At 63.7% G+C, this 23,441-nt stretch carries 22 protein-coding genes; 14 read left to right on the forward strand and 8 right to left on the reverse strand.

Annotated features, from left to right (window positions below; translation table 11 throughout):
• Window positions 1-149: 149 nt before the first annotated feature.
• Window positions 150-1,016: an ATP phosphoribosyltransferase gene (hisG, locus tag C495_RS06780; protein WP_008161250.1), complete on the forward strand. Its 867-nt coding sequence runs from the start codon at window positions 150-152 to the stop codon at window positions 1,014-1,016.
• A gap of 4 nt (window positions 1,017-1,020) precedes the next feature.
• Here hisG and C495_RS06785 read toward each other — a convergent pair whose 3' ends face one another.
• Entirely contained in the window at window positions 1,021-1,416 is a 396-nt protein-coding gene (locus C495_RS06785; protein WP_008161252.1) for a DUF7344 domain-containing protein, read from the reverse strand.
• 307 nt (window positions 1,417-1,723) lie between these two features.
• Window positions 1,724-2,284, reverse strand: a complete 561-nt coding sequence (locus tag C495_RS06790) for a TATA-box-binding protein (RefSeq protein ID WP_008161254.1) — start codon at window positions 2,282-2,284, stop codon at window positions 1,724-1,726.
• A gap of 187 nt (window positions 2,285-2,471) precedes the next feature.
• Here C495_RS06790 and C495_RS06795 point away from each other — a divergent pair, with 187 nt between their 5' ends.
• The gene (locus tag C495_RS06795) at window positions 2,472-3,587 is read left to right on the forward strand and encodes an RNA methylase (RefSeq protein ID WP_008161256.1); all 1,116 of its coding nucleotides are present in this window, start codon (window positions 2,472-2,474) and stop codon (window positions 3,585-3,587) included.
• A gap of 18 nt (window positions 3,588-3,605) precedes the next feature.
• Here C495_RS06795 and C495_RS06800 read toward each other — a convergent pair whose 3' ends face one another.
• A complete protein-coding gene (locus tag C495_RS06800) occupies window positions 3,606-4,241 on the reverse strand; it encodes a class I SAM-dependent methyltransferase (RefSeq protein ID WP_008161258.1) in 636 nt (211 codons plus the stop codon).
• A gap of 319 nt (window positions 4,242-4,560) precedes the next feature.
• Here C495_RS06800 and pheS point away from each other — a divergent pair, with 319 nt between their 5' ends.
• The gene (gene pheS, locus C495_RS06805; protein ID WP_008161259.1) at window positions 4,561-6,141 is read left to right on the forward strand and encodes a phenylalanine--tRNA ligase subunit alpha; all 1,581 of its coding nucleotides are present in this window, start codon (window positions 4,561-4,563) and stop codon (window positions 6,139-6,141) included.
• Window positions 6,141-7,907, forward strand: coding sequence for a phenylalanine--tRNA ligase subunit beta (gene pheT, locus C495_RS06810; protein WP_008161261.1), 1,767 nt, complete (start codon window positions 6,141-6,143; stop codon window positions 7,905-7,907). Before pheS ends, pheT begins: the two co-directional genes overlap by 1 nt.
• A gap of 233 nt (window positions 7,908-8,140) precedes the next feature.
• On the opposite strand, the gene C495_RS06815 is transcribed toward pheT, so the two are convergent.
• Window positions 8,141-8,338 (reverse strand): hypothetical protein, encoded by a 198-nt coding sequence (locus C495_RS06815; protein WP_004215684.1) that lies wholly within the window; start codon window positions 8,336-8,338, stop codon window positions 8,141-8,143.
• Between the two features lie 234 nt (window positions 8,339-8,572).
• Here C495_RS06815 and C495_RS06820 point away from each other — a divergent pair, with 234 nt between their 5' ends.
• Together C495_RS06820 and C495_RS06825 are read left to right on the forward strand one after the other, a co-directional pair.
• Window positions 8,573-8,881 carry a non-histone chromosomal MC1 family protein gene (locus tag C495_RS06820; RefSeq protein ID WP_008161270.1) on the forward strand — a complete coding sequence of 103 codons (309 nt, stop codon included), beginning with the start codon at window positions 8,573-8,575 and terminating at the stop codon, window positions 8,879-8,881.
• A 208-nt stretch (window positions 8,882-9,089) separates the two neighbouring features.
• Window positions 9,090-10,637: an amidase gene (locus C495_RS06825; protein WP_008161272.1), complete on the forward strand. Its 1,548-nt coding sequence runs from the start codon at window positions 9,090-9,092 to the stop codon at window positions 10,635-10,637.
• Here C495_RS06825 and C495_RS06830 read toward each other — a convergent pair.
• Complete coding sequence (locus tag C495_RS06830) at window positions 10,615-10,815, reverse strand: hypothetical protein (protein ID WP_008161275.1); 201 nt, start codon at window positions 10,813-10,815, stop codon at window positions 10,615-10,617. The two genes, C495_RS06825 and C495_RS06830, sit on opposite strands and share 23 nt — an antisense overlap.
• A 169-nt stretch (window positions 10,816-10,984) precedes the next feature.
• Between C495_RS06830 and C495_RS06835 the strand changes: the two genes are divergently transcribed.
• The 3 genes from C495_RS06835 to C495_RS06840 all read left to right on the forward strand — a co-directional run bounded on the left by C495_RS06835 (window position 10,985) and on the right by C495_RS06840 (window position 14,489).
• Window positions 10,985-13,018 carry a MutS-related protein gene (locus C495_RS06835; RefSeq protein WP_008161276.1) on the forward strand — a complete coding sequence of 678 codons (2,034 nt, stop codon included), beginning with the start codon at window positions 10,985-10,987 and terminating at the stop codon, window positions 13,016-13,018.
• Window positions 13,019-13,083: 65 nt separating this feature from the next.
• Window positions 13,084-13,251: a DUF1059 domain-containing protein gene (locus tag C495_RS17240; protein WP_083902457.1), complete on the forward strand. Its 168-nt coding sequence runs from the start codon at window positions 13,084-13,086 to the stop codon at window positions 13,249-13,251.
• Window positions 13,252-13,358: 107 nt separating this feature from the next.
• Entirely contained in the window at window positions 13,359-14,489 is a 1,131-nt protein-coding gene (locus C495_RS06840; RefSeq protein ID WP_008161278.1) for an ORC1-type DNA replication protein, read from the forward strand.
• A 16-nt stretch (window positions 14,490-14,505) separates the two neighbouring features.
• Here C495_RS06840 and C495_RS06845 read toward each other — a convergent pair whose 3' ends face one another.
• Window positions 14,506-15,009: a twin-arginine translocation signal domain-containing protein gene (locus tag C495_RS06845; RefSeq protein ID WP_008161280.1), complete on the reverse strand. Its 504-nt coding sequence runs from the start codon at window positions 15,007-15,009 to the stop codon at window positions 14,506-14,508.
• Window positions 15,010-15,233: 224 nt separating this feature from the next.
• Window positions 15,234-15,503, reverse strand: coding sequence for a DUF7553 family protein (locus C495_RS06850; RefSeq protein WP_008161282.1), 270 nt, complete (start codon window positions 15,501-15,503; stop codon window positions 15,234-15,236).
• A 331-nt stretch (window positions 15,504-15,834) separates the two neighbouring features.
• Between C495_RS06850 and C495_RS06855 the strand changes: the two genes are divergently transcribed.
• The 5 genes from C495_RS06855 to C495_RS18335 all read left to right on the forward strand — a co-directional run bounded on the left by C495_RS06855 (window position 15,835) and on the right by C495_RS18335 (window position 22,891).
• On the forward strand, window positions 15,835-16,560 hold the full coding sequence (locus tag C495_RS06855; protein WP_008161284.1) for a DUF4397 domain-containing protein: 726 nt from the start codon (window positions 15,835-15,837) through the stop codon (window positions 16,558-16,560).
• A gap of 105 nt (window positions 16,561-16,665) precedes the next feature.
• Window positions 16,666-18,720: an excinuclease ABC subunit UvrB gene (gene uvrB, locus C495_RS06860; RefSeq protein ID WP_008161285.1), complete on the forward strand. Its 2,055-nt coding sequence runs from the start codon at window positions 16,666-16,668 to the stop codon at window positions 18,718-18,720.
• Window positions 18,721-18,946: 226 nt separating this feature from the next.
• On the forward strand, window positions 18,947-19,639 hold the full coding sequence (locus C495_RS06865; RefSeq protein WP_152418882.1) for a hypothetical protein: 693 nt from the start codon (window positions 18,947-18,949) through the stop codon (window positions 19,637-19,639).
• A gap of 33 nt (window positions 19,640-19,672) precedes the next feature.
• On the forward strand, window positions 19,673-21,997 hold the full coding sequence (locus C495_RS06870; RefSeq protein ID WP_008161288.1) for a vWA domain-containing protein: 2,325 nt from the start codon (window positions 19,673-19,675) through the stop codon (window positions 21,995-21,997).
• 63 nt (window positions 21,998-22,060) lie between these two features.
• The gene (locus C495_RS18335) at window positions 22,061-22,891 is read left to right on the forward strand and encodes a hypothetical protein (protein WP_008161290.1); all 831 of its coding nucleotides are present in this window, start codon (window positions 22,061-22,063) and stop codon (window positions 22,889-22,891) included.
• Window positions 22,892-22,917: 26 nt separating this feature from the next.
• Here C495_RS18335 and C495_RS06880 read toward each other — a convergent pair whose 3' ends face one another.
• Window positions 22,918-23,394 (reverse strand): GNAT family N-acetyltransferase, encoded by a 477-nt coding sequence (locus tag C495_RS06880; RefSeq protein WP_008161292.1) that lies wholly within the window; start codon window positions 23,392-23,394, stop codon window positions 22,918-22,920.
• Between the last annotated feature and the right edge of the window lie 47 nt (window positions 23,395-23,441).

The raw sequence follows: 23,441 nt of genomic DNA on the forward strand, positions 1-23,441 counted from the left end.
GATACTCCAGATCTGCATCGCGTTCGAACGGCACTCCGGCAGTCACTCGTGAGCGGACGATTGTGCCAGTCGTGTACGGCCGTCACGGCCAAACCGTCGGGGCTGTCGAATGAAAAGACAGTTGCCATCCCGCACCCAATACCTACTCGATGCGAATTGCCGTTCCCAACAAGGGCCGCCTGCACGAGCCGACGATTGACCTTCTCGAGCGGGCAGGGCTCCATCTCGAGAACGGTGCCGACCGAAAGCTCTACGCCGACACCGTCGACCCGGACATCTCCGTCCTCTTTGCCCGCGCGGCGGACATCCCGGAGTACGTCGCCGACGGCGCGGCCGATCTCGGCGTCACCGGCTACGACCAGGTCTGTGAGGCCCGCGTCGACAACGTCGAGGAGGTCCTTGACCTCGAGTTCGGGCGCTGTCGACTCGTCCTCGCAGCCCCCGAAGACGGCGACATCGAGACGGTCGACGATCTGGCCGGCAAAACCGTCGCCACGGAGTTCCCAAACATCACGGCGGATTTCTTCGCGGACACCGGTGTCGACCCCGACATCGTCGAGGTGACCGGTGCGACGGAGCTGACACCCCACGTCGAGATGGCCGATGCCATCGTCGACATCACGAGCACGGGGACGACGCTCAAAATGAACCGACTCGCCGTTATCGATGAGGTACTTGCAAGCTCCGTTCGCCTGTTCGGCCGCGACGATGTCCTCGACGAGCCGAAAGTCAGGGAGGTCCGGACTGCGCTTACCTCCGTCAAACAGGCGGACGGGAAACGGTATCTGATGATGAACGTCCCCACGGAAATGCTGGACGACGTCCGTGATGTCATCCCCGGCCTCGGCGGCCCGACTGTGATGAATATCGCTGGCGAGAACGGAGCCGCGGGCGAGGAGAAGGTGGCCGTCCACGCCGTCGTCAACGAAAGCGATGTCTTCGAGACGATCACCGACGTCAAAAGAGCGGGTGCGAGCGATATTCTGGTGACCGAAATCGAGCGGTTGGTCGAGTAACGACCTACTCGAGCACCGCTTCGAACGCCGACAGCGTCGCCCCGGGGGTGACGTGTCCGGCTGTCTGATCGTACGATAGAATTCGATATTTTTCGAGCAGCGGAAGGTGGGTCTGACAGAGCGAGACGTGCACGCGCTGACGGAGGTCGAGCAGCGGCGTCACTGCCGTCGCATCGTGTTCGACGTCGGCGATCCGCGCGACCAGCGTGCGTACCTCGAGCGGCCCGTCTTCGGCGAGCAGACAGCGAAGGACCTCACACCGGCGATCGCTGTCCAACACACGCCGGACTGCTGTGCGCGGAATCGACTCGTCAGTCGAGAGTATAGCCTCGAGGTCGTCGCTACTGCCGGGCGCGTAGCGATCCAGCGCGGTCGTCAGTCGGTCTGTGTGGATCGTCATCGATACCTGACTCTCTGATCGGGAGCGAATAAACGCGGCCGGTCGTTCCGAACGCTCGCGCCGGATTCAGTCCAGTGCGAACCGTTAATCCGTCTTTAAACGGTCGATAACTCGGCCAAACGGAACGAAACCGGACGACGGACCGCACGTCGTTTGATGAACGATGACGACCCCGGACCCATTGGAGAGGGGTGTGAAACCGATTCGAGAACGGAACGTACGCAGCCGAGATTGCCGTGACAGGGGATGAACGGTCACGGCTGACGCTGGGTAGTCACTCACCGCCGGCACGCGAAAACGGACCGACTTACTCGAGTAAGCCGAGGTCTTCGAGTCGGGAGACGATCTTGTCGACGGCGTGTTCGGCGTCTTTCGGCTTCTTGCCGCCAGTAATAACGAGTTTCCCGGAACCAAACAGCAGAGCGACGACTTCGGGGTCGTCGAGTCGATAGACCAGTCCGGGGAACTGCTCGGGTTCGTACTCGATGTTCTCGAGGCCGAGTCCGATCGCGATCGCGTTCAGGTTGAGGTTCCGACCGAGGTCGGCGCTGGTGACGATGTTCTGGACGACGATTTCGGGGTCTTCGTTGACCTGAATCTGGAGTTCACGGAGCTTGTCGAAGACGATGCGGAGGCTCTCGTGGACGTCGTCGGTGCTTTTCGCGCCGGTACAGACGATCTTCCCCGATCGGAAGATCAGAGCGGCGGATTTGGGGTTCTGCGTGCGGTAGACGAGACCGGGGAACTGCTCGGGATCGTAGTCGGCCCCCTCGAGGTCCATCGCGACGCTCTGGAGGTCGAGTTCCTGTCCGATGCCGGTCGACGCCACCACGTTTTCGATGTTGATGGTGTCCTTCGGGTCGGTCATAATCGCTTAAAAAGATGTATTTAACCTTTATAAAGGTTAGTACCGCCACCTGATATATCCGGTATATATGTCGGCCGCGCCGAGCAGGTCCGCCTCGAGTTCGGGATGTGCAGCGGTTGATAGACCGGTACACGTGTGTTTCACGGAAAACGGTAGGCTCATAGCCAGCCCGCGGTGACGAGTAGGCGTGTACGTACTCGAGCTTGGCGGCGAGGACGATGCGTTTGCAGCCCGCGAAGCGGCCAGTGGGGCAGCCGGCGTTCGGCGAATCGCCCCCGGGCTCGCCGTCGCGGACGCGATTTCGACCGAACAGATCCGTGGCCTCGCGTACACCCATCGTGCGAGCACCCTGCTCGGCCGTACCGACGCCGACCTCGCAAGCGCTTGCACACTCCTCGAGGCCACGCCGATCGACCGGACGGGAACCGTTGCAGTTCGTGCAACCGACGTGCACGGCTCGAGCGGCGTCGATACCGAGCAGGCAGAGCGTAAACTCGGTGGGATGCTGGTGGATCGAGGCTTCGCCGTCGACCTCGACGATCCGGACCACGTGCTGCGGGCGACGTTCTCTGCGGGCGTCCTCGAACGCGGCGGGCGGCTCGAGGCGGCGAGCGCTACCGGTACGCTGTCTGCATCCACGGCGGAACTCGCCGGCAATGTGTCTCTCGGGGACGAGGTCTCCGTCTGTACGCTCGGCTGGCTCGAAGCCGAGAGCGTCCGAGATTTCGGAACACGCGCGCCGACGGACAAACCCTTCTTCCAGCCCGGGAGCATGGACCCGCTGCTCGCCCGCGCCGTCGCGAACATCGCCGGCGCTCGTCCCGGCGCGACGATCCTCGATCCGATGTGTGGCACCGGTGGCGTGCTCGTCGAAGCCGGCCTCGTCGGCGCAGATGTCGTCGGGACCGACGCCCAAGACAAGATGGTTGCGGGCGCACGGGAGAACTTGCAACACTTTCTCGAGTCCGACGAGCCTGCGCCAACTGGTGTTGCTCGCGGCTCGTGGCACGTCGGCCGCGGCGACGGCACCCGACTCCCGCTGGTCGACGACGCCATCGACGGCGTCGTCTTCGACGCGCCCTACGGCCGCCAGTCGAAGATCGAATCCCACCGCCTCGAGGACCTCGTCTCGGGCGCGCTCGCCGAAGCACACCGAGTCGCCCCGCGGGCCGTCGTCGTCGCGGACCGCTCGTGGGCGAGCGAGGCCCGCGCATCAGGGTGGGAACTCGAGGCCGCGTTCGAACGCCGGGTCCACCGGTCGCTGACGCGGTACGTGCTCGTGCTCGAGCGTCGGGCCGAGTGAGCCGCGATCCCCGCTGCGTTATTTTTCGAGGTACACCATCGGCGTCTCCGCGACGAGAAACGACTCGTCGTCGCTCGCGTCGACGGCCTCCCAGTAATCCCGCGGCTCAGTGTCACAGCACTCTCGGATATCCGCACTCGAGAGGACGTTCTCACCGGCAAGAACGAGGTCGAACGCCTCGCGTCGCCGCCCCTCGAGCCACTGATCGAATCGGGCCGGACATTCGGGGTCGGGGTAGTTAACCACGAGATAGCCGCCGTCGGCGACGTGGTCGTAGAGATCGGCGACGGCTGCGGCGGTGTCAGGGACGAAAAACAGCGTCGCCGCGGAGTAGACCAGGTCGAAGCGCTCGTCGGTCTCGAGATTGGGCAGTGCGTCGACGGCGAAGGTGAGGTTCTCGAGGCCACGTTCGGCCGCGCGCTCGCGGTTGTCGGCGACGACCTGTTCAGAGAGATCGATCCCGTGGAACTCGGTGTCGGGATAGCGACTCGCGAGGGCAAAGAGCACACCGCCGGGGCCACAGCCGACCGACGCGACGCGTTCGAACGGCCCGAAGCGCTCGAGAAAGCGCTCGAGGTAGTCGACCATCGCCTCGCCGCGGAGGTAGATACAGCGGTCGTAGTCGGCGTTTCGGTAGAACTCGTCCCAATCCATGCGTATTTCTCTCACCCGACATGAACTTAACAGGTTCGAGTGACATGTCCACACGGACCGCAACGTTTTTCCACCGACCGCCAGTTCCACGAACTATGGCACCCGAATCCCACGCCAGTGCCGGTATCGACGACCAGTCAGACCGTCCGCAGTCGGGATTCGGTTTCTTTTTCGCCCGGTGATCCGGGCCGGTGGAGCCACGTTCGCCCACGCCGGGCGAGTGTGGCGAAACCGACCGCGCCGTCGATCGCGCTCGAGTCCAGACTCGAGCCGAGTCGGAACCGCTAACTGACCCCCACGCAGCCATACGAACAAGCGAATGCAACTTCCAGCACAACAGGTCGCGGTCTTGGAGGCCGCAAGCGCGGACGATGCAACGTCCGTCGACGCCCTCGCCGCGGCGACCGACCTGCCACCGGAGACCGTCACCGGGGCAGTGTTCGAACTCGAGGACGAGGAACTGGTCGCCGTCACCGAACGCGTCGACGAAACCGTCTCACTCACCGACGAAGGTCGAGAGTACGCCACCGACGGACTCCCCGAAGTCCGGCTCTACGAGGCCGCACTCGAGGCGGGGGCCGGCGACGAGCCGGTCCAGATGGGCCGCGTGATCGGGGCCTCGGGGCTCGAGGGGCCACAGGTCGACATCGCGCTCTCGAACTACGCGCGCAAGGGCTACGGCAGCATCGACAGCGGCGAAATCACGGCCGACCCTGACGCCGAGCCGGACGCCGATGCGGAGGCGAACGCACTCGCCGAACTCGCCGACGCGGACGACGCGCCGGTCGAGAGCATCGACGTCGACACGGAGACGCTCGAGGAACTCGAGCGACGGGGCTTACTCGAGCGCTCGGAGTCGACCGTCCGCGAGGTGACGCTGACGGATGCCGCCGTCACGGAGCTGATGGCAGGGCTCGAAACCGCCGAGACGGTCGGGCAGGTGACGCCCGAACTCCTGACGAGTTGGGCGAAGCAAGGCTTCGCCGACCATTCGAGCGGCCAAGGGCCGCGAGAAGATGGGGAGTGGGAGGACGTCGAATTCGCCGAGTACAACGTCGAGGCCGACGCCGAGACCGTCGAGGGCGGCAACGTCCACATCCTGCGCCAGATGTCCGAGCGCGTCAAGGACGTGCTCGTCGGGATGGGCTTTCAGGAGATGGACGGTCCCCACGCCGACGCGGACTTCTGGATCAACGACTGTCTGTTCATGCCGCAGGACCATCCCGCCCGAACCCACTGGGATCGGTTCGCTCTGGAACAGCCGACTCACATCGACGAACTGCCCGAGGACCTCGTCGAGCGCGTCGAACGCGCCCACCGCGAGGGCGTCGGCGAGGACAGCGAAGGCTACCACTCGCCGTGGGACGAGGACTTCGCCCGCGCGCTCGCGCTCCGGGGCCACACGACCTCGCTGTCGACACGCTATCTCTCCGGCACCGAAATCGGTGAGATCGAGCCGCCAGCGCGCTTTTTCAGCGTCGAAAAAGCCTACCGCAACGACACCTTGGACGCGACGCACCTGCTCGAGTTCTACCAGATCGAGGGCTGGGTGATGGCCGAAGACCTCTCGGTGCGCGATCTGATGGGTACGTTCGAGGAGTTCTACGCCCAGTTCGGCATCACCGACATCCAGTTCAAACCCCACTACAACCCCTACACGGAGCCGTCGTTCGAACTGTTCGGCACCCACCCCACCACGGGCGAACTGATCGAGATCGGCAACTCGGGCATCTTCCGCGAGGAGATGCTCGAGCCACTCGGGGTAGAGTGCGACGTGATGGCCTGGGGGCTCGCGCTGGAACGGTTAGCCATGCTGACCACCGGTGCGGAGGATATCCGTGACCTCCACGGCACGCTCGCCGACCTCGAGTTCCTGCGGAACGCGGAGGTGACCTACTGATGCCCACTGTCGATATCGACCCCGACGAACTGCGCGAGTTGACCGGCAACGAGGAAACCAGCGACGACGATCTCATCGACGACCTGTTCGGTCTCGGCCTCGAGTTCGAAGGCCGCACCGAAGACGGCGAGTTCGAACTCGAGTTCGCCCCCGACCGCCTCGACCGGCTCTCGGTCGAAGGCGTCGCGCGCTCGCTTCGCTACCAGTACGGCGACGCCCGCGGCGTCCACGTCCCGTCGCCGAACGCGGCAGAGTGGACCATCGAGGTCGACGAGTCGGCTCCCGACGAGCGGCCGTACGTCACGGGCGCGGTGATCCGCGACGTAAATCTCGACGAGGATGCCCTCGATTCTCTCATTCAGCTACAAGAAAAGCTCCACGCGACGATGGGGCGAAAGCGCGCGAAGGGCGCGATCGGGATTCACGACCTGACGATGCTCAAAGGACGGGACGCCGTGGACGATGGCACGCCGTCGATCAAGTACGTCGGCGTCGACCCCGACGGCGACCGCTTCGTCCCGCTCGATTCCGACGCCGAGATGACACCCGCGCAGGTGCTCGAGGACCACCAGACAGGCCAGACCTACGCCGACCTCGTCAGCGGCTACGATCGCTACCCCGCGATCTACGACGACATCGGGCTGTTCTCGTTCCCGCCGGTGATCAACGGCCGCCGAACCGAGGTGTCGACTGACTCGAGAGACCTGTTCGTCGAGATGACCGGCACCGACCAGTGGACGATCGACAAGATGCTGAACATCGTCTGCTATGCGCTGTCAGCACGCGGCGCGACGATCGAGGACGTGACGGTCGAATACGCAGATAGCGAGGCCGCGAACGCGGCCTCGAACGGAAGCCGGACGCAGTCCGGCGGACGCGAACTCGTCCGCCCGGATCTCTCGACGAAGACGAAAACGGTCGCCCACGACCGCATCGAGACGATTCTCGGTATCGACCTCGATCCCGAGGAAGTGCTCGATCTGGCCGAGCGATCCGGACTCGAGGCGGAAAAAACGGAAAGCGACGATGGCAATCTCGTCTACGAGGTGACGGTCCCACCGTACCGCGTCGACGTCCTCCATCCACTCGACATCATCGACGATCTCGGGCGCGCCTACGGCTTCAACGAACTCGAGCCGACCTACCCCGACGTGGGGACCGTCGGCGGCCGTCACGAGCGCTCTCGTCTCGAGCGCGCCGTCCGCACCCAACTCGTCGGCCTCGGCTTCGAGGACCTGCTGAACTTCCACATGATCAACGAGGAGGAGAACTACGCTCGCCTCGAGCTGTCGCCTGACACGGACGCCTACGGCGCTGGCGAGCCCGCGACGATCAAAGAACCCTACAGCGAGGACTACACTATGCTCCGGACGTGGGTCATGCCGTCGCTCATGACGGTCCTCGAGCGAAACACCCACCGCTCGTATCCCCAGCATCTCTCCGAGATCGGGTTCCGCGCGGCACTCGACGACAGCGAAAACACGGGCGTCGGCGAGAGTCGCCACGTCGGAGCCGTGCTCGCGAGCCATGACGCGGGCTACGAGGACGCCAAAGCGCGCCTGCAGGCGCTCGCACGTAAGTTCGACGTCGACCTCGAGACGCCACCGACCGACCACCCGGCCTTCATTTCGGGTCGAACCGCGGCGGTCGTCATCGACGGCGAAGCCGTCGGCGTGATCGGCGAGGTTCATCCGACGGTGCTGATCGAGTACGATCTCGAGGTGCCCGTGGCGGCCTTCGAGTTCGACCTCGAGTCGCTGCAGTAGTCGGCTGTCGGGCGTTTTCTCGAGTTTGGGAGGCAGTCTGCGGTTGCGGTTCAATCGGTTGGACCGCGAGCGGGCCGACGACGATGTGGTGTGTGGCACAGAGCGCCACGAATAGGCGAACGCCGAAGCCTCAGCTGCATGGTACGAACGTCACGAAACAGAAAGAAGAGTGCAGGTGATCGGTTTTGTCGAGGGTACGCCTGTGGCGCACCCGCAGTGCAAAACGTCGTTCTCTAGAACTCGTGTTCTACATCATCCTCGTCAGCTTTCTGGATGATGATCTTGCCGTCCCGGACCCTGACGAAGACTTCATCGCCGATATCCATACCCGCGACTGCGAGCTCGTCCTCGTGGAGATTGAGGTGGACGTTGTGATAGTTGCCGTCTTCGTCTTTCGCACCGCTTGGACTCAGCTTCTTTTTCCGTACCATCGCGGGATTCTATGACGAACTTCGCCGTAGGATATACTTAAGTGTTTTCGACGACCAAACCCATGCCCCTAGTACACATGGATGACGACGGGTCGACGGTGGTACCCGTTGCCAAAAGGGTTGGTGCGAAAGACTGGCGTAGTCAACTCACTTAAAGATACCGACGCTGTCGGTCGGTTTTCGGGGATATCTTTATGTCGAGCCGTGTGCTGAATTGACACGGAGGCCAAAACCATGGTACGCGAAGATGGTAAACGAAACTTTGCACTGCGCGAGTCGGGCGGCGACGAGTCGAGCGTCTTCTCGGGGAACACCCCTCGACAGGCTGCGCTGAAAGCAGCTCGACGACTCGAGCCGGGCTCGAGCGAGGACGCAGCAGAGCGCGTCGAGCTCAGGCTGCGAGAGAAAGGGACCGATAAGGTCCACATCTACGACGGCTGGGCGTGGGAGGAGACGGCCCCCGACGACAAGCCCGACTGGATGCCAAACGAGATTACAGAAGCCAACGTCTCGAAAAAAGGAATCGAACACTTAGAGGAGTAAGCTGCTGTCGAATGCGACGCCCCGCTTGTTGCCGCTCGAGCGCGTGATAGTGGCGTCTTCAAGAGACCAGCGTGTGATTTTTCCGTGCGGTCGACTTCGCCTACCGATCCGCTGTCAGCTCCGGTCACCGACGAACACAGTCAGCGAACGGCAACACTCACTGTGATGGCCAACAGCGCATTTTGCCGTCCCTCGTGACTGGGATGGTATGCCGCTTCGCCCGCCGACGAAAGACGACCTTCGCGACCTCGGAGAATCACTGTTTCTCGAGCTCACCGATGACGAACTCGACTGTTTCGTTGTGGCAGCCAACCGACGAGCGGACGCCTACGAGACGGTCCGGTCGTACAATCCGGAGCCACGACTCGGCGGCAGCGAGCGCCGCGAGCGAACGTCCGGTGTTCGGCCGCCGGCTGCAGAGAACCCGCACAACGCCTGGGTGAGTCTGTGCCACGTGGCGGGAGCCGATGACGGCGTCCTGACTGGCATGGAGGTCGCGATCAAGGACAACGTCTGCGTCGCCGGCGTCGAACTGACCTGTGGCTCTCACGTCGTCGAGGGCTACGTTCCAGACGTCGACGCAACGCTCGTGACCCGGCTCCTCGAGGCCGGTGCGGACGTCGTCGGCAAGACGAACATGGACGATTTCGCCATGACGAGGACGGGCTACAGTGCTTTCGGCCCGATCACCCACCCACGCGACGACGACTATCTGGCGGGGGGCTCGAGCGGTGGCAGTGCCGTCGTCATCGCCACTGGCGAGGTCGATGCCGCGATCGGCACCGATCAGGGCGGCAGCGTCCGGATTCCAGCCGCACTCTGTGGTGTCGTCGGGCTCAAGCCGACGTACGGACTGGTTCCGTACACAGGCTGTATCGGCCTCGACCACGCGATCGACCATCCGGGACCGATGGGACCGGACGTCGAGACTGTCGCGCGAGTGCTCTCGGCGATCGCCGGCAGCAACGAGCGTGACCTGCGATCGCCGACACCAGTTCCAGTCGAACCGTACCACGACCGGCTCGATGGCGACGCTGCCGACCTCTCGATCGGCGTCTTGCAAGAGGGGTTCGACCAGCCCGAGGCCGACGAGGGCGTCCTCGAGTGCGTCCGCAATGGGCTCGCACGGCTCGAAGACAACGGGGCGACACTCGAGGACGTGTCAGAGCCGATGCACCGCGATGCGGAGGATATCCACACGGTCTGTACGGCTGAAGGCTTGCTCGACGCGATGATCGGCGAGGGGTTAGGCCACGGCTGGAAGGCCTGGTACAACACGTCTTGGATCGAGTTCTTCGGTGCGGCACGTCGCGTGCAGGCGGATGATTTTCCGGCTCCACTGAAGCTGTCGCTGCTCGTCGGTGCCTACGCCAACGAGGCCTACCACTCGCGGTACTACGCCGACGGGATGAACCTCGTCGTCGAACTCACCGAGCGTTACGACGCGTTACTCGAGGAACACGACCTGCTGGCGATGCCGACGACGCTCGAGACGGCACCCGAACACGATCCCGAGCGAGATCAGTACGACCGGCTGCAAGAAGACCTCGTCGTGGCAAACACGACCCCGTTCAACCGGACCGGCCACCCTGCGATCAGCGTCCCTGTCGGTGAGGTCGACGGACTGCCGGTCGGTCTCATGCTCGTCGGCTCGCGGTTCGACGATGCGACCGTTCTCGACGCCGCAGAGACGCTCGAGTCCGTCTCAGAGACGGTGACGTCGAACTCGAGTCTTACCGACCGCGAACCAGTTTGAGGACGCCCTGTGCAGCCACGCCGAGCATCGTCCACTTCCAGGCGACGACGGCAAGACCCAGCAGGAAGACGGCGCGAATCCGCTTCCCTCGACTGAACGCCCGTTTCGCCTCCGACAACACCGAGAGAACGGTCAACGATCGCGTCGCTTTCGAGCCGAGGAGTTTCGTGAGTCCCATAACCCGTCTTCGCGATCCATCCGGATAACGAGCGTCCCGTCTCGCGCAAGTCACGACGGGCGTACCCGAGAGTCCCACCGGGTAGCGTGCAGTGTTAGCAGCCATCATGACACTCCGAAATCGGGCGGGATCTTTTTCTCACTCCGGTTTGATACGCTGCTCACGAAGCATGGACCTCGAGTCGATTCCGGGTGTCGGCGAGAAGACCGCGCGAGCGCTGCGAGCGCTCGACGAGCCCGAACGCGCGCTGCGGCGGGGCGACGTCGCAACGATCGCGACCGCCCCAGGGATCAGTCAGGGTCGTGCCGCTCGCATCGCGCGCGGTGCGATCCGGCTGGAACACGACGATCCCGGCGGCTTTCTCGCGACCGACCGCGCTCGAGAGGTCTACCGAGACGTCCTCTCGTTGCTCAAATCACGGACGGTCACCGACTACGCCGCCCAGCGACTCGAGACGATCTATCCGAGCCCGCGCCGCTCGCGGATCGAGGACGTACAGGCGTTCGCCCGCACTGCCCTCGAGCGCGAGTACGACGAGACCGTGCTTGCGGCACTCGACGGCGTCGAGCCGCTCGAGCAACCGAGTGACGTCCGGGTTCGTGAGCGCTGTCTGGCGACGGCCGACGCCGAACGCTACAGCGAAGCCCGGGAGGCGGTCCCCGAACTCTCCGTCGAGATCGTCGAGGACGCACAGGGACTGGCCGAACTCGCCCGCGGCTACTCGACGGTGATCGCCCTCGACGAGTCGTTCGCCGGTGTCACGATCGACGGCGACGTGCAGGTGCGCCCGGATGCACTCGAGACGCCCGCGACGGTCGTCCCGGAACGGCCACTCGCCTTCTTCGCGCGCAATCGGGGCCGACTGCAGGCCGCCATCGAGACCCACCGAACCGCCGACCTCGAGGCCGCCTGCGATCTCGAGGCGCTCGAGGAGGGCCTCTCGCGCCTCGAAGCGGACGGCACGGTCGCGGGCGACGACGAACTCGATCGGCTCACGACAGCCGTCGACGACCTCGAGGCAGCGGCGAGCGCCGCCGAAAGCGTCGCCAACGATCAACTTCGGGCGGCGATCCGCGAGGAAGACGTCACGATCGAGGGCTCGGATCTGCTCTCGCTGGTCGAACGCGGAGCCGGCGTCGACTCGCTGCTCTCGCGGGAGTTGGCCGACGAGTACGCAGCAGCCGTCGAGGCGGCGCGCGAGCACCTGCTCGACGCGCTCGATCTCGATCAGGGCGAGTCAGAGACTTCCCGCCGGGCGTTCAGCGACGAGCCGACGTTTCCGGTCGAGCGCGACGACGGCGTCATTTCACGGCTGCGCGAGGAGCTGACGGCGGCCAAAGAGCGCCGCGCCGGTCGGCTCAAACGCGAGCTCGCGGCCGACCTCGCCGACCAGCGCGAGGGGGCCCGCCAGCTGGTTCGAGACGCCCTCGAACTCGACGTCGAACTCGCGATCGCTCGCTTCGCCCACGAGTTCGAGTGTACGATGCCCGAATTTGCTGCCGACACGGACGATGACCCAGTCGGCTTCGCCATCGAGGGTGGGCGCTCGCCGCTGCTCGACGAACCGCTCGAGGCCATCGACCCCGTCGATTACGAGGTTTCGGGCGTCGCCCTCCTCTCGGGCGTCAACAGCGGCGGAAAGACGTCGACGCTCGATCTGGTCGCCAGCGTGGTCGTGTTGGCGCACATGGGGCTGCCCGTCCCCGCCGACCGAGTGCGTCTGCGGCGATTCGACGACCTGCACTACCACGCCAAAACGCAGGGGACGCTCGACGCGGGCGCGTTCGAGTCCACCGTCCGGGAGTTCGCCGACCTCGCGCAGGGCGGCGAAGGATCGCTCGTCCTCGTCGACGAACTCGAGAGCATCACCGAACCCGGCGCGTCGGCGAAGATCATCGCCGGCATCTTGGAGGCGCTTTCGGACAACGGCGCGACGGGCGTGTTCGTCTCCCATCTGGCGGGCGAGATTCGGGAGATGGCCGACTACGACGTCACAATCGACGGGATCGAGGCGGTCGGACTCGTCGATGGAGAACTCGAGGTGAATCGCTCGCCGGTCAAAGACCATCTGGCGCGGTCGACACCGGAGCTAATCGTCGAGAAACTGGCCGACGAGGCCCGGGAGCCGGCGACGAACGGCGGCACGTCGAGTGATCTGACAGGCCCGCTGTTCTACGATCGACTGCTCGAGAAATTCGACTGACTGAACGGCCGACACCGGCAGCTGCAAGTACAATAGCTACTCCCGTACTCGGCCAATGCTGCGGTATGCCATACCAATTCTCGTGTACCGGTGGGAGCTGTCAGTTCATGATACGCTCGAGTAGCGCCGACGAGGTGAGGCGACTGGTCCGCGCACACATGCGGATGACACACGGCGGTCGGATCGACCGAGTGGACATCGAACGCGGCATGGAACGGATCGAACCGGCCTGACTGTCTCCGGTTGCGAGCTCGTCGTCCGTCTCCACACTGTTTTCCCGTGGCGTCCGTGCGGCGGTTCCACCGAAGGGTTAAGACGCTGGGGAAGCAGGGTGAAAGTGATGGTGGACGACCCCGAAGAGGGGATGTTGTCGTGGGACGAATCCGTGTTCAAAAACGAACACGTTTTCGAGATCGACTACGTCCCAGAGACGTTCAAGCACCGCGAAGGTCAGACCCAGAGCCTGACGTACGCGTTGCGCCCGGCGGTGCGTGGGTCACGCCCACTCAATGTCGTGGTTCGTGGCCCCCCCGGAACCGGCAAGACGACGGCGATCCAGAAACTGTTCGACGAGGTGGGCGCACAGACGAGTGACGTTCGGACGATCCGCGTCAACTGTCAGGTCAACGCCACCCGTTACTCGGTGTTCTCGCGGCTGTTCGAGGGGACGTTCGACTACGAACCGCCGTCGTCGGGGATCTCGTTCAAGAAACTGTTCGGCCAGATCGCCGAGAAACTCGTCGAAGAAGACCGCGTCCTCGTCGTTGCCCTCGACGACGTCAACTATCTCTTCTATGAGAACGAGGCCTCGGACACGCTCTACTCGCTGTTGCGCGCCCACGAGGAGTATCCGGGTGCCAAGATCGGCGTCATCGTCGTCTCCTCCGATCCCGCACTGGGCGTCATCGACGAACTCGACTCCCGTGTCCAGAGCGTTTTCCGACCCGAAGACGTCTACTTCCCGATCTACGACCAGCCCGAGATCGTCGACATCCTCACGGAACGAGTGACACGCGGGTTCCATGACGGCGTCATCTCCCGTGATCTCCTCGAGGACGTCGCCGAACGCACCGCCGAGAGCGGTGATCTCCGGGTCGGGATCGACCTCCTGCGCCGGGCCGGACTCAACGCCGAGATGCGCGCCAGCCGCACGATCGAGTTCGAGGACGTCGAAGACGCCTACGAGACGTCGAAGTACATCAACCTCACCAACAGTCTCTCGGGCCTGACCGATACCGAAGAAGCGTTGCTCGAGGTGATCGCCCACAACGACGGCGAGCAGGCCGGCGACGTCTACGAGGCGTTTCACGACCGGACCGACCTCGGCTACACCCGTTACTCCGAAATCGTCAACAAACTCGACCAGTTGGGGCTGATCGACGCCGACTACACCGAGGTCGACGGGCGCGGTCGCTCGCGGTCGCTGTCGCTCTCGTACGAGAAAGACGCCGTGTTGGATCGACTCGAGTGAGTCGCTGTGGAGACAGCTACTCGTCTGCAGTACAGTGTTCGAAGTCGGCTTCGCTCGCGAAGACCGCGTACCAATCGCCATCGATCTCGATGCCCATCACGTACCCCGAGTCAGTGGTTTCCTCGCCGTCGTTCGTGGTCGTGAGGTCGTATCGGAGTTCTTTGATGTCATCGACCTCGCCGTTGAACTCTTCCTCCGCGTTCGCTTCGTCGATCTCCTCGTCGTCGACTGACTCCGAACACGCACAGGAGATCTCCTCGAGGTCGCCAACGTCGCCCATCGAAAACAGCATTTCGTACTGGGAAGCGATCTCGTCCGCGTCGATGTCGTCGAAATACTCGTGTGGGTAGTAGGATGCAGCGTCGTCGAACTCCTCATCGTACAGTGCGACGATGAACTCTTCGCCGGTGTCACAGGCAGAATCGCCGAGGAGGCTGCCCGTACAGCCAGCCATACTGGCTGCAACACCGGAGGCCGCAGTCGCTTTGAGAATCCGCCGTCGTGAAAGCGTTTCTGACATACAGCAATTCCGTTACAACAGCGGCTTTATATAGATTGTAATGTTACTCATACGTTTTATTTCGATCGGGATAGCCGATAAACGGGAGCCACAGGCCGTTATCTCACCCACAAACGCAGCAGTCCCTCCTGAGTGTGTCACTGTGTTGTTGAATATTCGGTGTGGAACAACGTGGGGACCACCTGTCGACGACCGCATCACGTCTACGGCAGGTCCGAACCCGGTTACGCCTGCTCGAGGTCAGTGCGATACGACTCGGTCGTCTCGAGTGCGTCCTCGAGGTGGGCTTTGGTGTCGCCACGGGCCCGTTCGCGGGCCTGTCTGAGCGTGTTGAGGTGGGCGTCGAGGACCGCGTAGTCAGGGGTTTGCTCGCTGGTAACGTACTCGTCGAACGCGTCGGCCGTCTCGCGGAGGTCGTCGCGAACGTCGTCGTCGGTGGCCGCCGTCGCCGCCTCTTCGAGGTCATCACGGGCTTGCTCGAGTTGAGCTGACATAGCCTGAGCCACACCGACCGGGCCCATAACAGTTGGGCGGGCAGGAGCCACCTGACGATGTGGGCGACGCGAACGGCGAGCCAACGGCTGCTATAGGACGGAGCTACACGGCCACAGCTGAGCGCGGCGACGAAACCGCCGTTGCTGGACGCTCGAGCGGACGGGTGTCGTCGGTGTAGCACCTCCCTTCAGTGGGCACAGACAGCCTACACAAATGGCGACCGGAAGAAACGGCGCGACAACCATCGAGACTAACTACCGCGTTTTTGGAGGTTGCGTCCCCCGCTTTGGCTGCACTATGCCAGTATCACGACGCACAGCCCTGAAATCGATGGGCGCTGCCGGTGGACTCGCTGCGGCAAGTGGGACCGTTTTCGCGGCTGGAGAGTACGCCGACGACGAGCGACCGACAAAGAAAGAAGACAAGGAGTACCCTGCCGACGAACCAACCGTGCCGAACGCGGCGGTTCGCGTCGCGCACTTCTCGCCGGATGCACCGAACGTGGACGTCTACGTCGACGGGGCACAGGTACTGACTGACGTCGGCTACGGCGACGTCTCACCGTATCTCGAGATCGAGCCGGGAACGTACACTGTCACGATCACGGCGGCCGGCGATCCGGAGACAGTCGCGTTCGACGATGACGTGACGGTCGGCTCCGCGTTCTACACCGTCGCCGCGATCGGCGAACTCGGGGCCGGCACGTTCCGGCCCGAAGTGCTCGTCGACGCCGGTTCGGCGCTCGTTCGGCTCTTCCACGCGTCACCGGACGCCCCCGCCGTCGACGTCTACGCCGACGACGCGCCGCTGTTCGAAAACGTCGCGTTCGGCGACTCGAGCAACTACGTCGCGGTTCCCGCCGGCAGCTACACCCTGTCGGTTCGGCCGGCGGGCGATCCGGAAACGACCGTCGCCGCGTTCGACGTCGACCTCGAGTTAGACACTGCTTACACCGCAAACGCCATCGGCTACCTCGAGCCGCCGACGGAGACGGAAGGCCGCGAGTTCACCGCACAGATCACGGTCGACGGCGTACTCGGCGACGACGAAGAATAACCAGTACCCGCCGATCCAGTCGGCAGTCTGCCGCGTGCGCCCACTGTGACAGTCTCGCGTGCCGCATGCGAGTGGGTGAAGTGGCTCGACCACCTGAACCCAATAATGAGCGACACGCGAGGCCCCCTCCAGCCGGACCGTCCCGATGTCGACCATCCGTTCGAGGTCGACGCGCCGTTCGATCCCGCAGGAGACCAGCCCGAGGCGATCGAGCAGTTGGCCGACGGCTTCCGGTCGGGAATGGACAAACAGACCCTGCTCGGCGTGACCGGCTCGGGGAAGACCAACACCGTCTCGTGGACGATCGAGGAGATCCAGAAGCCAACGCTCGTCATCGCCCACAACAAGACGCTGGCGGCCCAGTTGTACGAGGAGTTTCGGAATCTCTTCCCCGAGAACGCCGTCGAGTACTTCGTCTCCTACTACGACTACTACCAGCCCGAGGCCTACGTCGAACAAACCGACACCTACATCGACAAGGACGCCTCGATCAACGACGAAATCGACCGGCTGCGCCACTCTGCAACTCGATCACTGCTGACTCGTGAGGACGTCATCGTCGTCGCCTCCGTCTCGGCGATCTACGGCCTCGGCGACCCGCGAAACTACATCGACATGTCGCTGCGACTCGAGGTCGGCGAGGCGGTCGGCCGCGACGACCTACTCGCGCGACTGGTCGACCTCAATTACGAGCGCAACGACGTCGACTTCACACAGGGGACGTTCCGAGTGCGTGGCGACACCATCGAAATCTATCCGATGTACGGCCGCTACGCCGTCCGCGTCGAACTCTGGGGCGACGAGATCGATCGCATGGTGAAAGTCGATCCGCTCGAGGGCAAAACACAGGGCGAGCAACAGGCCGTCCTGATCCACCCCGCAGAGCACTACTCGATTCCCGAAACGAAACTCGAGCGCGCGATGGACGAGATTCGCGACGACCTCGACTCTCGAATTTCGTACTTCGAACGGCAGGGCGACATGATCGCTGCCCAGCGCATCGACGAGCGCACCACGTTCGACCTCGAGATGATGGCCGAGACGGGCTACTGTTCGGGCATCGAAAACTACTCGCTGTATCTCTCGGATCGGGAGTCGGGCGAGGCCCCCTACACGCTGCTGGATTACTTCCCGGACGATTTCCTCACCGTCGTCGACGAATCCCACGTGACCCTGCCCCAGATTCGGGGCCAGTACGCCGGCGACAAGTCCCGCAAAGATTCGCTGGTCGAGAACGGCTTTCGACTCCCCACCGCCTACGATAATCGCCCGCTCACGTTCGAGGAGTTCGAGGAGAAGACCGACCAAACGCTGTACGTCAGTGCGACCCCCAGCGACTACGAGCAGGAGCAGTCGGGACAGATCGTCGAACAGATCGTTCGTCCGACCCACCTCGTCGACCCACAGATCGAGGTCACAGACGCCACCGGACAGGTCGACGACCTCATGGATCGCATCGACAAGCGCATCGACCGCGACGAGCGCACGCTGGTGACGACGCTGACCAAGCGGATGGCTGAGGATCTGACCGAGTATCTCGAGGAAGCCGGCGTCGACGTCGCGTACATGCACGACGAGACGGACACCTTAGAGCGCCACGAGATCATCCGCTCGCTCCGACTGGGCGAGATCGACGTCCTCGTCGGCATCAACCTGCTGCGGGAGGGGCTGGACATTCCCGAAGTCTCGCTCGTGGCGATCCTCGACGCCGACCAGGAGGGGTTCCTGCGTTCGGAGACCACGCTCGTCCAGACGATGGGCCGGGCGGCCCGAAACGTCAACGGCGAGGTCGTGCTCTACGCCGACGAGCCCTCGAACGCGATGGAGTCGGCGATCGAAGAAACCCAGCGCCGTCGCGAGATTCAACAGCAATACAACGAGAAACACGGCCTCGAGCCGACGACGATCGAGAAGGCAGTGGGCGAAACCACCCTCCCGGGGAGCAAGACCGACACCTCGAGCGTCTCCAGCAAGGACATCGCGGACGACGACGAGGCCGCCCGCTACATCGCCGACCTCGAGACGCAGATGCAAGAGGCGGCGAGCAATCTCGAGTTCGAGTTGGCGGCGGACATCCGGGATCGCATCCGGGAAGTGCGCGAGGAGTTCGACCTCGAGGGCGACGACGAGGGGATCGCGCCGCCGGCCGAGGAGTTCTAGACCCGATATTCTCTTCGGCTCACGTTCGTTCGCTGCAGTCTACTATCGGCGTATTTTGGCGATTTCGTGGCCAGATGCCCGCTTCGTGTGGGACGAACCTGCGCTGACAATAAGCAGCCATGAGGTCGCGAATCCGACTCCGAACGAGGTCGTATTCATTTCCGCATGTATTGCTATTCTACATTTATATCAAAACAATTGAAAATACTATTTCAGCTTATGTGATATGGATGACAGCAGGAGAACGTTTGTTGCAATATTCTTCGCCGTGCTCATGGCGACCTCGATGATCGCCATGCCCGCACTCGCAGCCGGGCCGAGTGCTGGCACGGTGAACGAGCGATCGACCGGCGTCACGATCCAGGGAGATGGACCACCTGGCCACGGCGACGGCCCACCAGGACAGAACGGCGGCGGACCGCCCGGCCACGACCGCGGCGACGCGAACGTAACCGTCCCGGAACTCGAGGCGAACACGTCGATCGAGACGGCGGTGAACGCGACCGAACGACTCGGAAAGCTCGATCTCGAGCCCGGCGAGAACGAAACCGACGAAGCTGACGAACTCGCGATGACGGCCGCGAACGAGACCGTCGCGGCGGTCAATGACTCGCTGCAGGCGTATCGACACCTCGAGTACGCCGATTCTCGCGAGTCGTTCGAGCGGTACGCCGACGCGCAGCGAGCGCTCGCGAAGCTGGCCGAGGCCGTCGACGAGGACGACAAAGTGATCGTCGACGAGATCAGTCACGGCCTGTACGCGGCCGGCGATCGGAGCGCGCGACTCACCGTCGTCGACGCACAGACCGTCGTCGCCGCGAACGACGACGAGTTCCGCAATCGCGGCCAGCGACAGGCGGCCGAGCGCGCGCTCGGCAACGCGATCGACGCGCTCGAGCGAGCCGATGACACTGCGTGAACGGACGCCGATCCGACTGATCGCGCAGACGCGTTGACCCACCTCGAGAACGCGTGGAAACACGGCGAGCGAGCGCTCGATAAAGTCGAGAAGAACACCGAGCCAGCGCTGTCGCTCTCGCAGAATCGAGCCTTCGAGCGAAACGATTCGGTCGTCGTCCCGGTTCAGGCGATCCTCGACGACGTCCGCCCGTATGCCTACGACGAGGCCGACGTGACGGTCGACGGGAACGGCACCGCCGACGATATCTCGCTGATCGCCGGCGAGTCGGCGACCGCGACCGCGAGCGGAACCACGTTCGTCGACCTCGGACCCGAACCCGAGAACGTGACCGTCACGGTGACGGCGACGGCTGAACACGACGACGAGCGGACGGCCGAGGCGACCCAGGAACTTCGCGTCGACCTCAACGAGGTCATTCTGGATCGGCCGGATCCCGACGAGTATCAGGAGGTCGACGTCACGAACGAATCCTCCGGTGTCAGCGTCGGCGTCGGCGGCGACGGACTCCACGAGAGCGATATTTCGGTGCGCGACGAGACGCCTGCGGCGGACGATCCCTATCGTGCAGGTCCGATGGTCCGCATCGAGAGCCAGCAGGAGTTCGACGAAGCGACCGTCGCAATCCCGCTCGAGGAGAATGCCCTCGAGCGCGAGGGGAACCTCTCGGTCGTGACGTGGGATCCCCACAGCGACGAGCCGTGGACCCCGGTCGAGACCGAGGTCGACGCCGACGAGGGCGTCGCGACCGCCGAGGTCGATCATTTCTCGTTCTTCTCGGTGTTCTGGATCGACGACTGGGAGGACGAGACGAGCGATACGATCACGCTCGACGGCAACGAAACCGACGGTGACGTCGGCGACGGTGGCTCGCTCGAGAAGGCCGACTTCACGTTCGTGATCGACGTCAGCGGCTCGATGAGGGGCGACCGAATCCACTACGCCCGGGAGGCCGCCCAGCGGTTCGTCGGCGCGTTCGAGGACGACGAACGCGGCGCACTCGTGGAGTTCGAGTCCTCGTCCAGGCTGATCGAGGGACTGACCACCGATCACGATGAACTGAACAGCAGCATCGAGTCGCTCTCCGTTGGCGGTGCGACCAACACCGGTGCTGGGCTACAGGACGGGATCGACGAACTCGAGGCCAACGGCTGGGAGAACCGCTCGCAGACGATTATCCTGCTGGCCGATGGGGGGACCAACCGCGGTCCCGATCCGGTCGGTATCGCGAACGAGGCTGCCGAGAAGGATATCGACATCAGTACGATCGGGCTTGGTAGCGGTATCGACGAGAACGAGCTCCGCGCGATCGCCGGCGAAGCGAACGGTGAATTCTATCACGTCGAAAACTCCGAGGATCTCCCCGATACCTTCGAGCGTGTCGCGGAGAATCAGACCGGCGTCAACCTGGAAGATACTAACGGCGACGGCATTCCGGATCTCGTCGCCGAGATGGACCTGGCGATGCCGACCGGGCCGCCGGGTGTTGCGGGCGAGCTGCTGGACCTCGATCCGGTCGCGCTGGATACGAGCGGCGACGGCATTCAGGACAACGAAACGGTCGACATCAACTATCGCGTCCACGAGGAGGACAACGAGACGAAACTCACCGCACAGGTCACCCACGCCGCACACCATCCCGCGATGGTGGATACGACCGGTGACGGACTGACCGACGCCGAGCAACTCGAGGACGGCTGGGAGACCGCCTACACGGACTCACGCGAGGATTCGCTCGAGGTGCTCGGCGAACTCGAGGGCCTCGAGGATCTCGACGATCTCGGTGACGTGGACGACCTCTTCAAGACGAAACGTACCTACGCGAACCCGCTTCTCAACGACACCAGCGGTGACGGGCTGTCGGACCGCGAGGAAGTCGAGGAGCTGGGAACGGATCCGGAATCGATCGATACGACCGGCGATGGCGTTCCGGACGCCGACGCGGATGATCCGACGCTGTTCGACATCAGTTCGCCGGACGTGACCGTCACCTACGCACACTTCGACGATCCGTCCGCCGATGCGTCCGTCTCGATCGGGTGGGACGGCGTCGACGTCGACGCCGAACTCGACACGACCGGCACGTACGAGGCGCAGTTCCTCGCGGAGGATCCGGCCGGACTCGGTGAGGCGCGGATCGTCCAGGACGGCTCAGTGAAGAATACGACTGCCCTCTCGGGGACGCACGACGGCGGCACCCTCGAGCTCGAGACGGGGACGCTCTCGACGTTTGCAGACCTCTTCGAGGGGACTTCGGTGACCGTCCAAGTTGACGACCGCCACGAGATCATCGAGGAGGTGGGGACGACCGAAGCGGAAGCGATCGAGGTCGGCGGAATCTTCCATCAGGTCTCATAGGAGCTTCGCGCTGCCGGGTACACCAGTTCCGAGGTCGAGGAAGCGCTCGGCTTCCTCGAGGGAATGACGACCGGTGCGGGGGAGACACTCGGTGGAATTCTGCCGATCTACGACGATCCGCACGTGATCGTCGAAGCGGCGAAGGCGATTCCCGAGGCCGTCGAGAACTTCGACGAGATTATCGAGGCGTTGCCCGCGGCGGTCGAAGACCAACAGCAGTTCAACAACCTCCACGATCCCGGTGACCAGTACTACGACGACTTCCGGCACGGCTGGTATCAGGGCTACTTCTTCTGGTTCGTCGTCGAGATGGCGGTTCCGGCCGGTGAACCCGGCAAGCTGCTCAAGAGCACCGACCCGCTCGCAGAATCAATAGTGACGCTGTCACTGAATTTCGTTTTCTCGAGTACGAAACTGGTACGTCGAATCCGGACACGGTATTTTGCGACTCGAGCCACTACTTCTTGTTGTGTGATGTCAATGGACACACAAGAGGCCGCAGACGAGGAAAGCGAGACGACACCAGCGCGACGGGCGTTACTCGGCGCAGTCGGGGCGGCAACGGGACTGACGGCACTAACGGGGACGGGCACGGCACAGGGCGATGGAACGGTCCAGACACGGGGGTGTAGCGACGCCGAACTGACCCCGGACGACTGGTCGACCGGCGCAGTCACCGTCCAGGACTGTTCGGGCACCGGCGGGCAGGTCGACGTCAGCGTCACCGGCAGCGTTTCCGAACAGCGATACGTCTCGTCGACGGCCACGCTGCCCTCGAGTGGGACGTTGTCCGTGCCAGCGGGCGGCAGGGAAACCCTGTGGTTCACCGGGCGACTCTCGCGGCTGTCGTGTTCGAACGACGCGCTCAACGTCGGCGTCGTCAACCGCGGCTGAGCGCTGCCAGCGACCCGCCGCGGTTCTCACAACTCGAGCGTGTAAACCGCCTCATCGTAGTACTCGCCGTCGATTTCGACCTCCCCGGTATCGGTCTGTTCGAAGCCCAGTCCCTCGTAGAAGCTGCGGCTGGCGTCATTGAACGCGAAGTCGAACGACCGAATCCGGTCGGCGTCGTAGGCCTCGAGTTGCTCGATCAAGCGCTCGTGGAGGTCGCTGCCGACCCCCTCGCCCTGATGGTCCGGATCGACGTACATCCGGAGGATATCGGCCGTCTCACCCTGTGCGACTGCGTGTGTAAAGCCGACGATTTCGTCGTCGATTTCGACGACGAGGACGACCGTCCCGGGTGCCTCGAGCGGCATCGAGTCGCCGGTGTACCAGTTGTCGACCGTGCGGTCGATCATGTCTGCCTCGAGTACGTCGTACGTATCGTGCCACGTGCTGCGGGCGACGGCTTTGATCGCCTCGAAATCCTCGGCGTCCGCCGATCGAATGTTCATATTAATGATTTGGGATAGCGGACATAAAGTGACTTCGGCCGTGGCAT

The organism is Natronorubrum sulfidifaciens JCM 14089, assembly GCF_000337735.1.
Taxonomy (GTDB): domain Archaea; phylum Halobacteriota; class Halobacteria; order Halobacteriales; family Natrialbaceae; genus Natronorubrum; species Natronorubrum sulfidifaciens.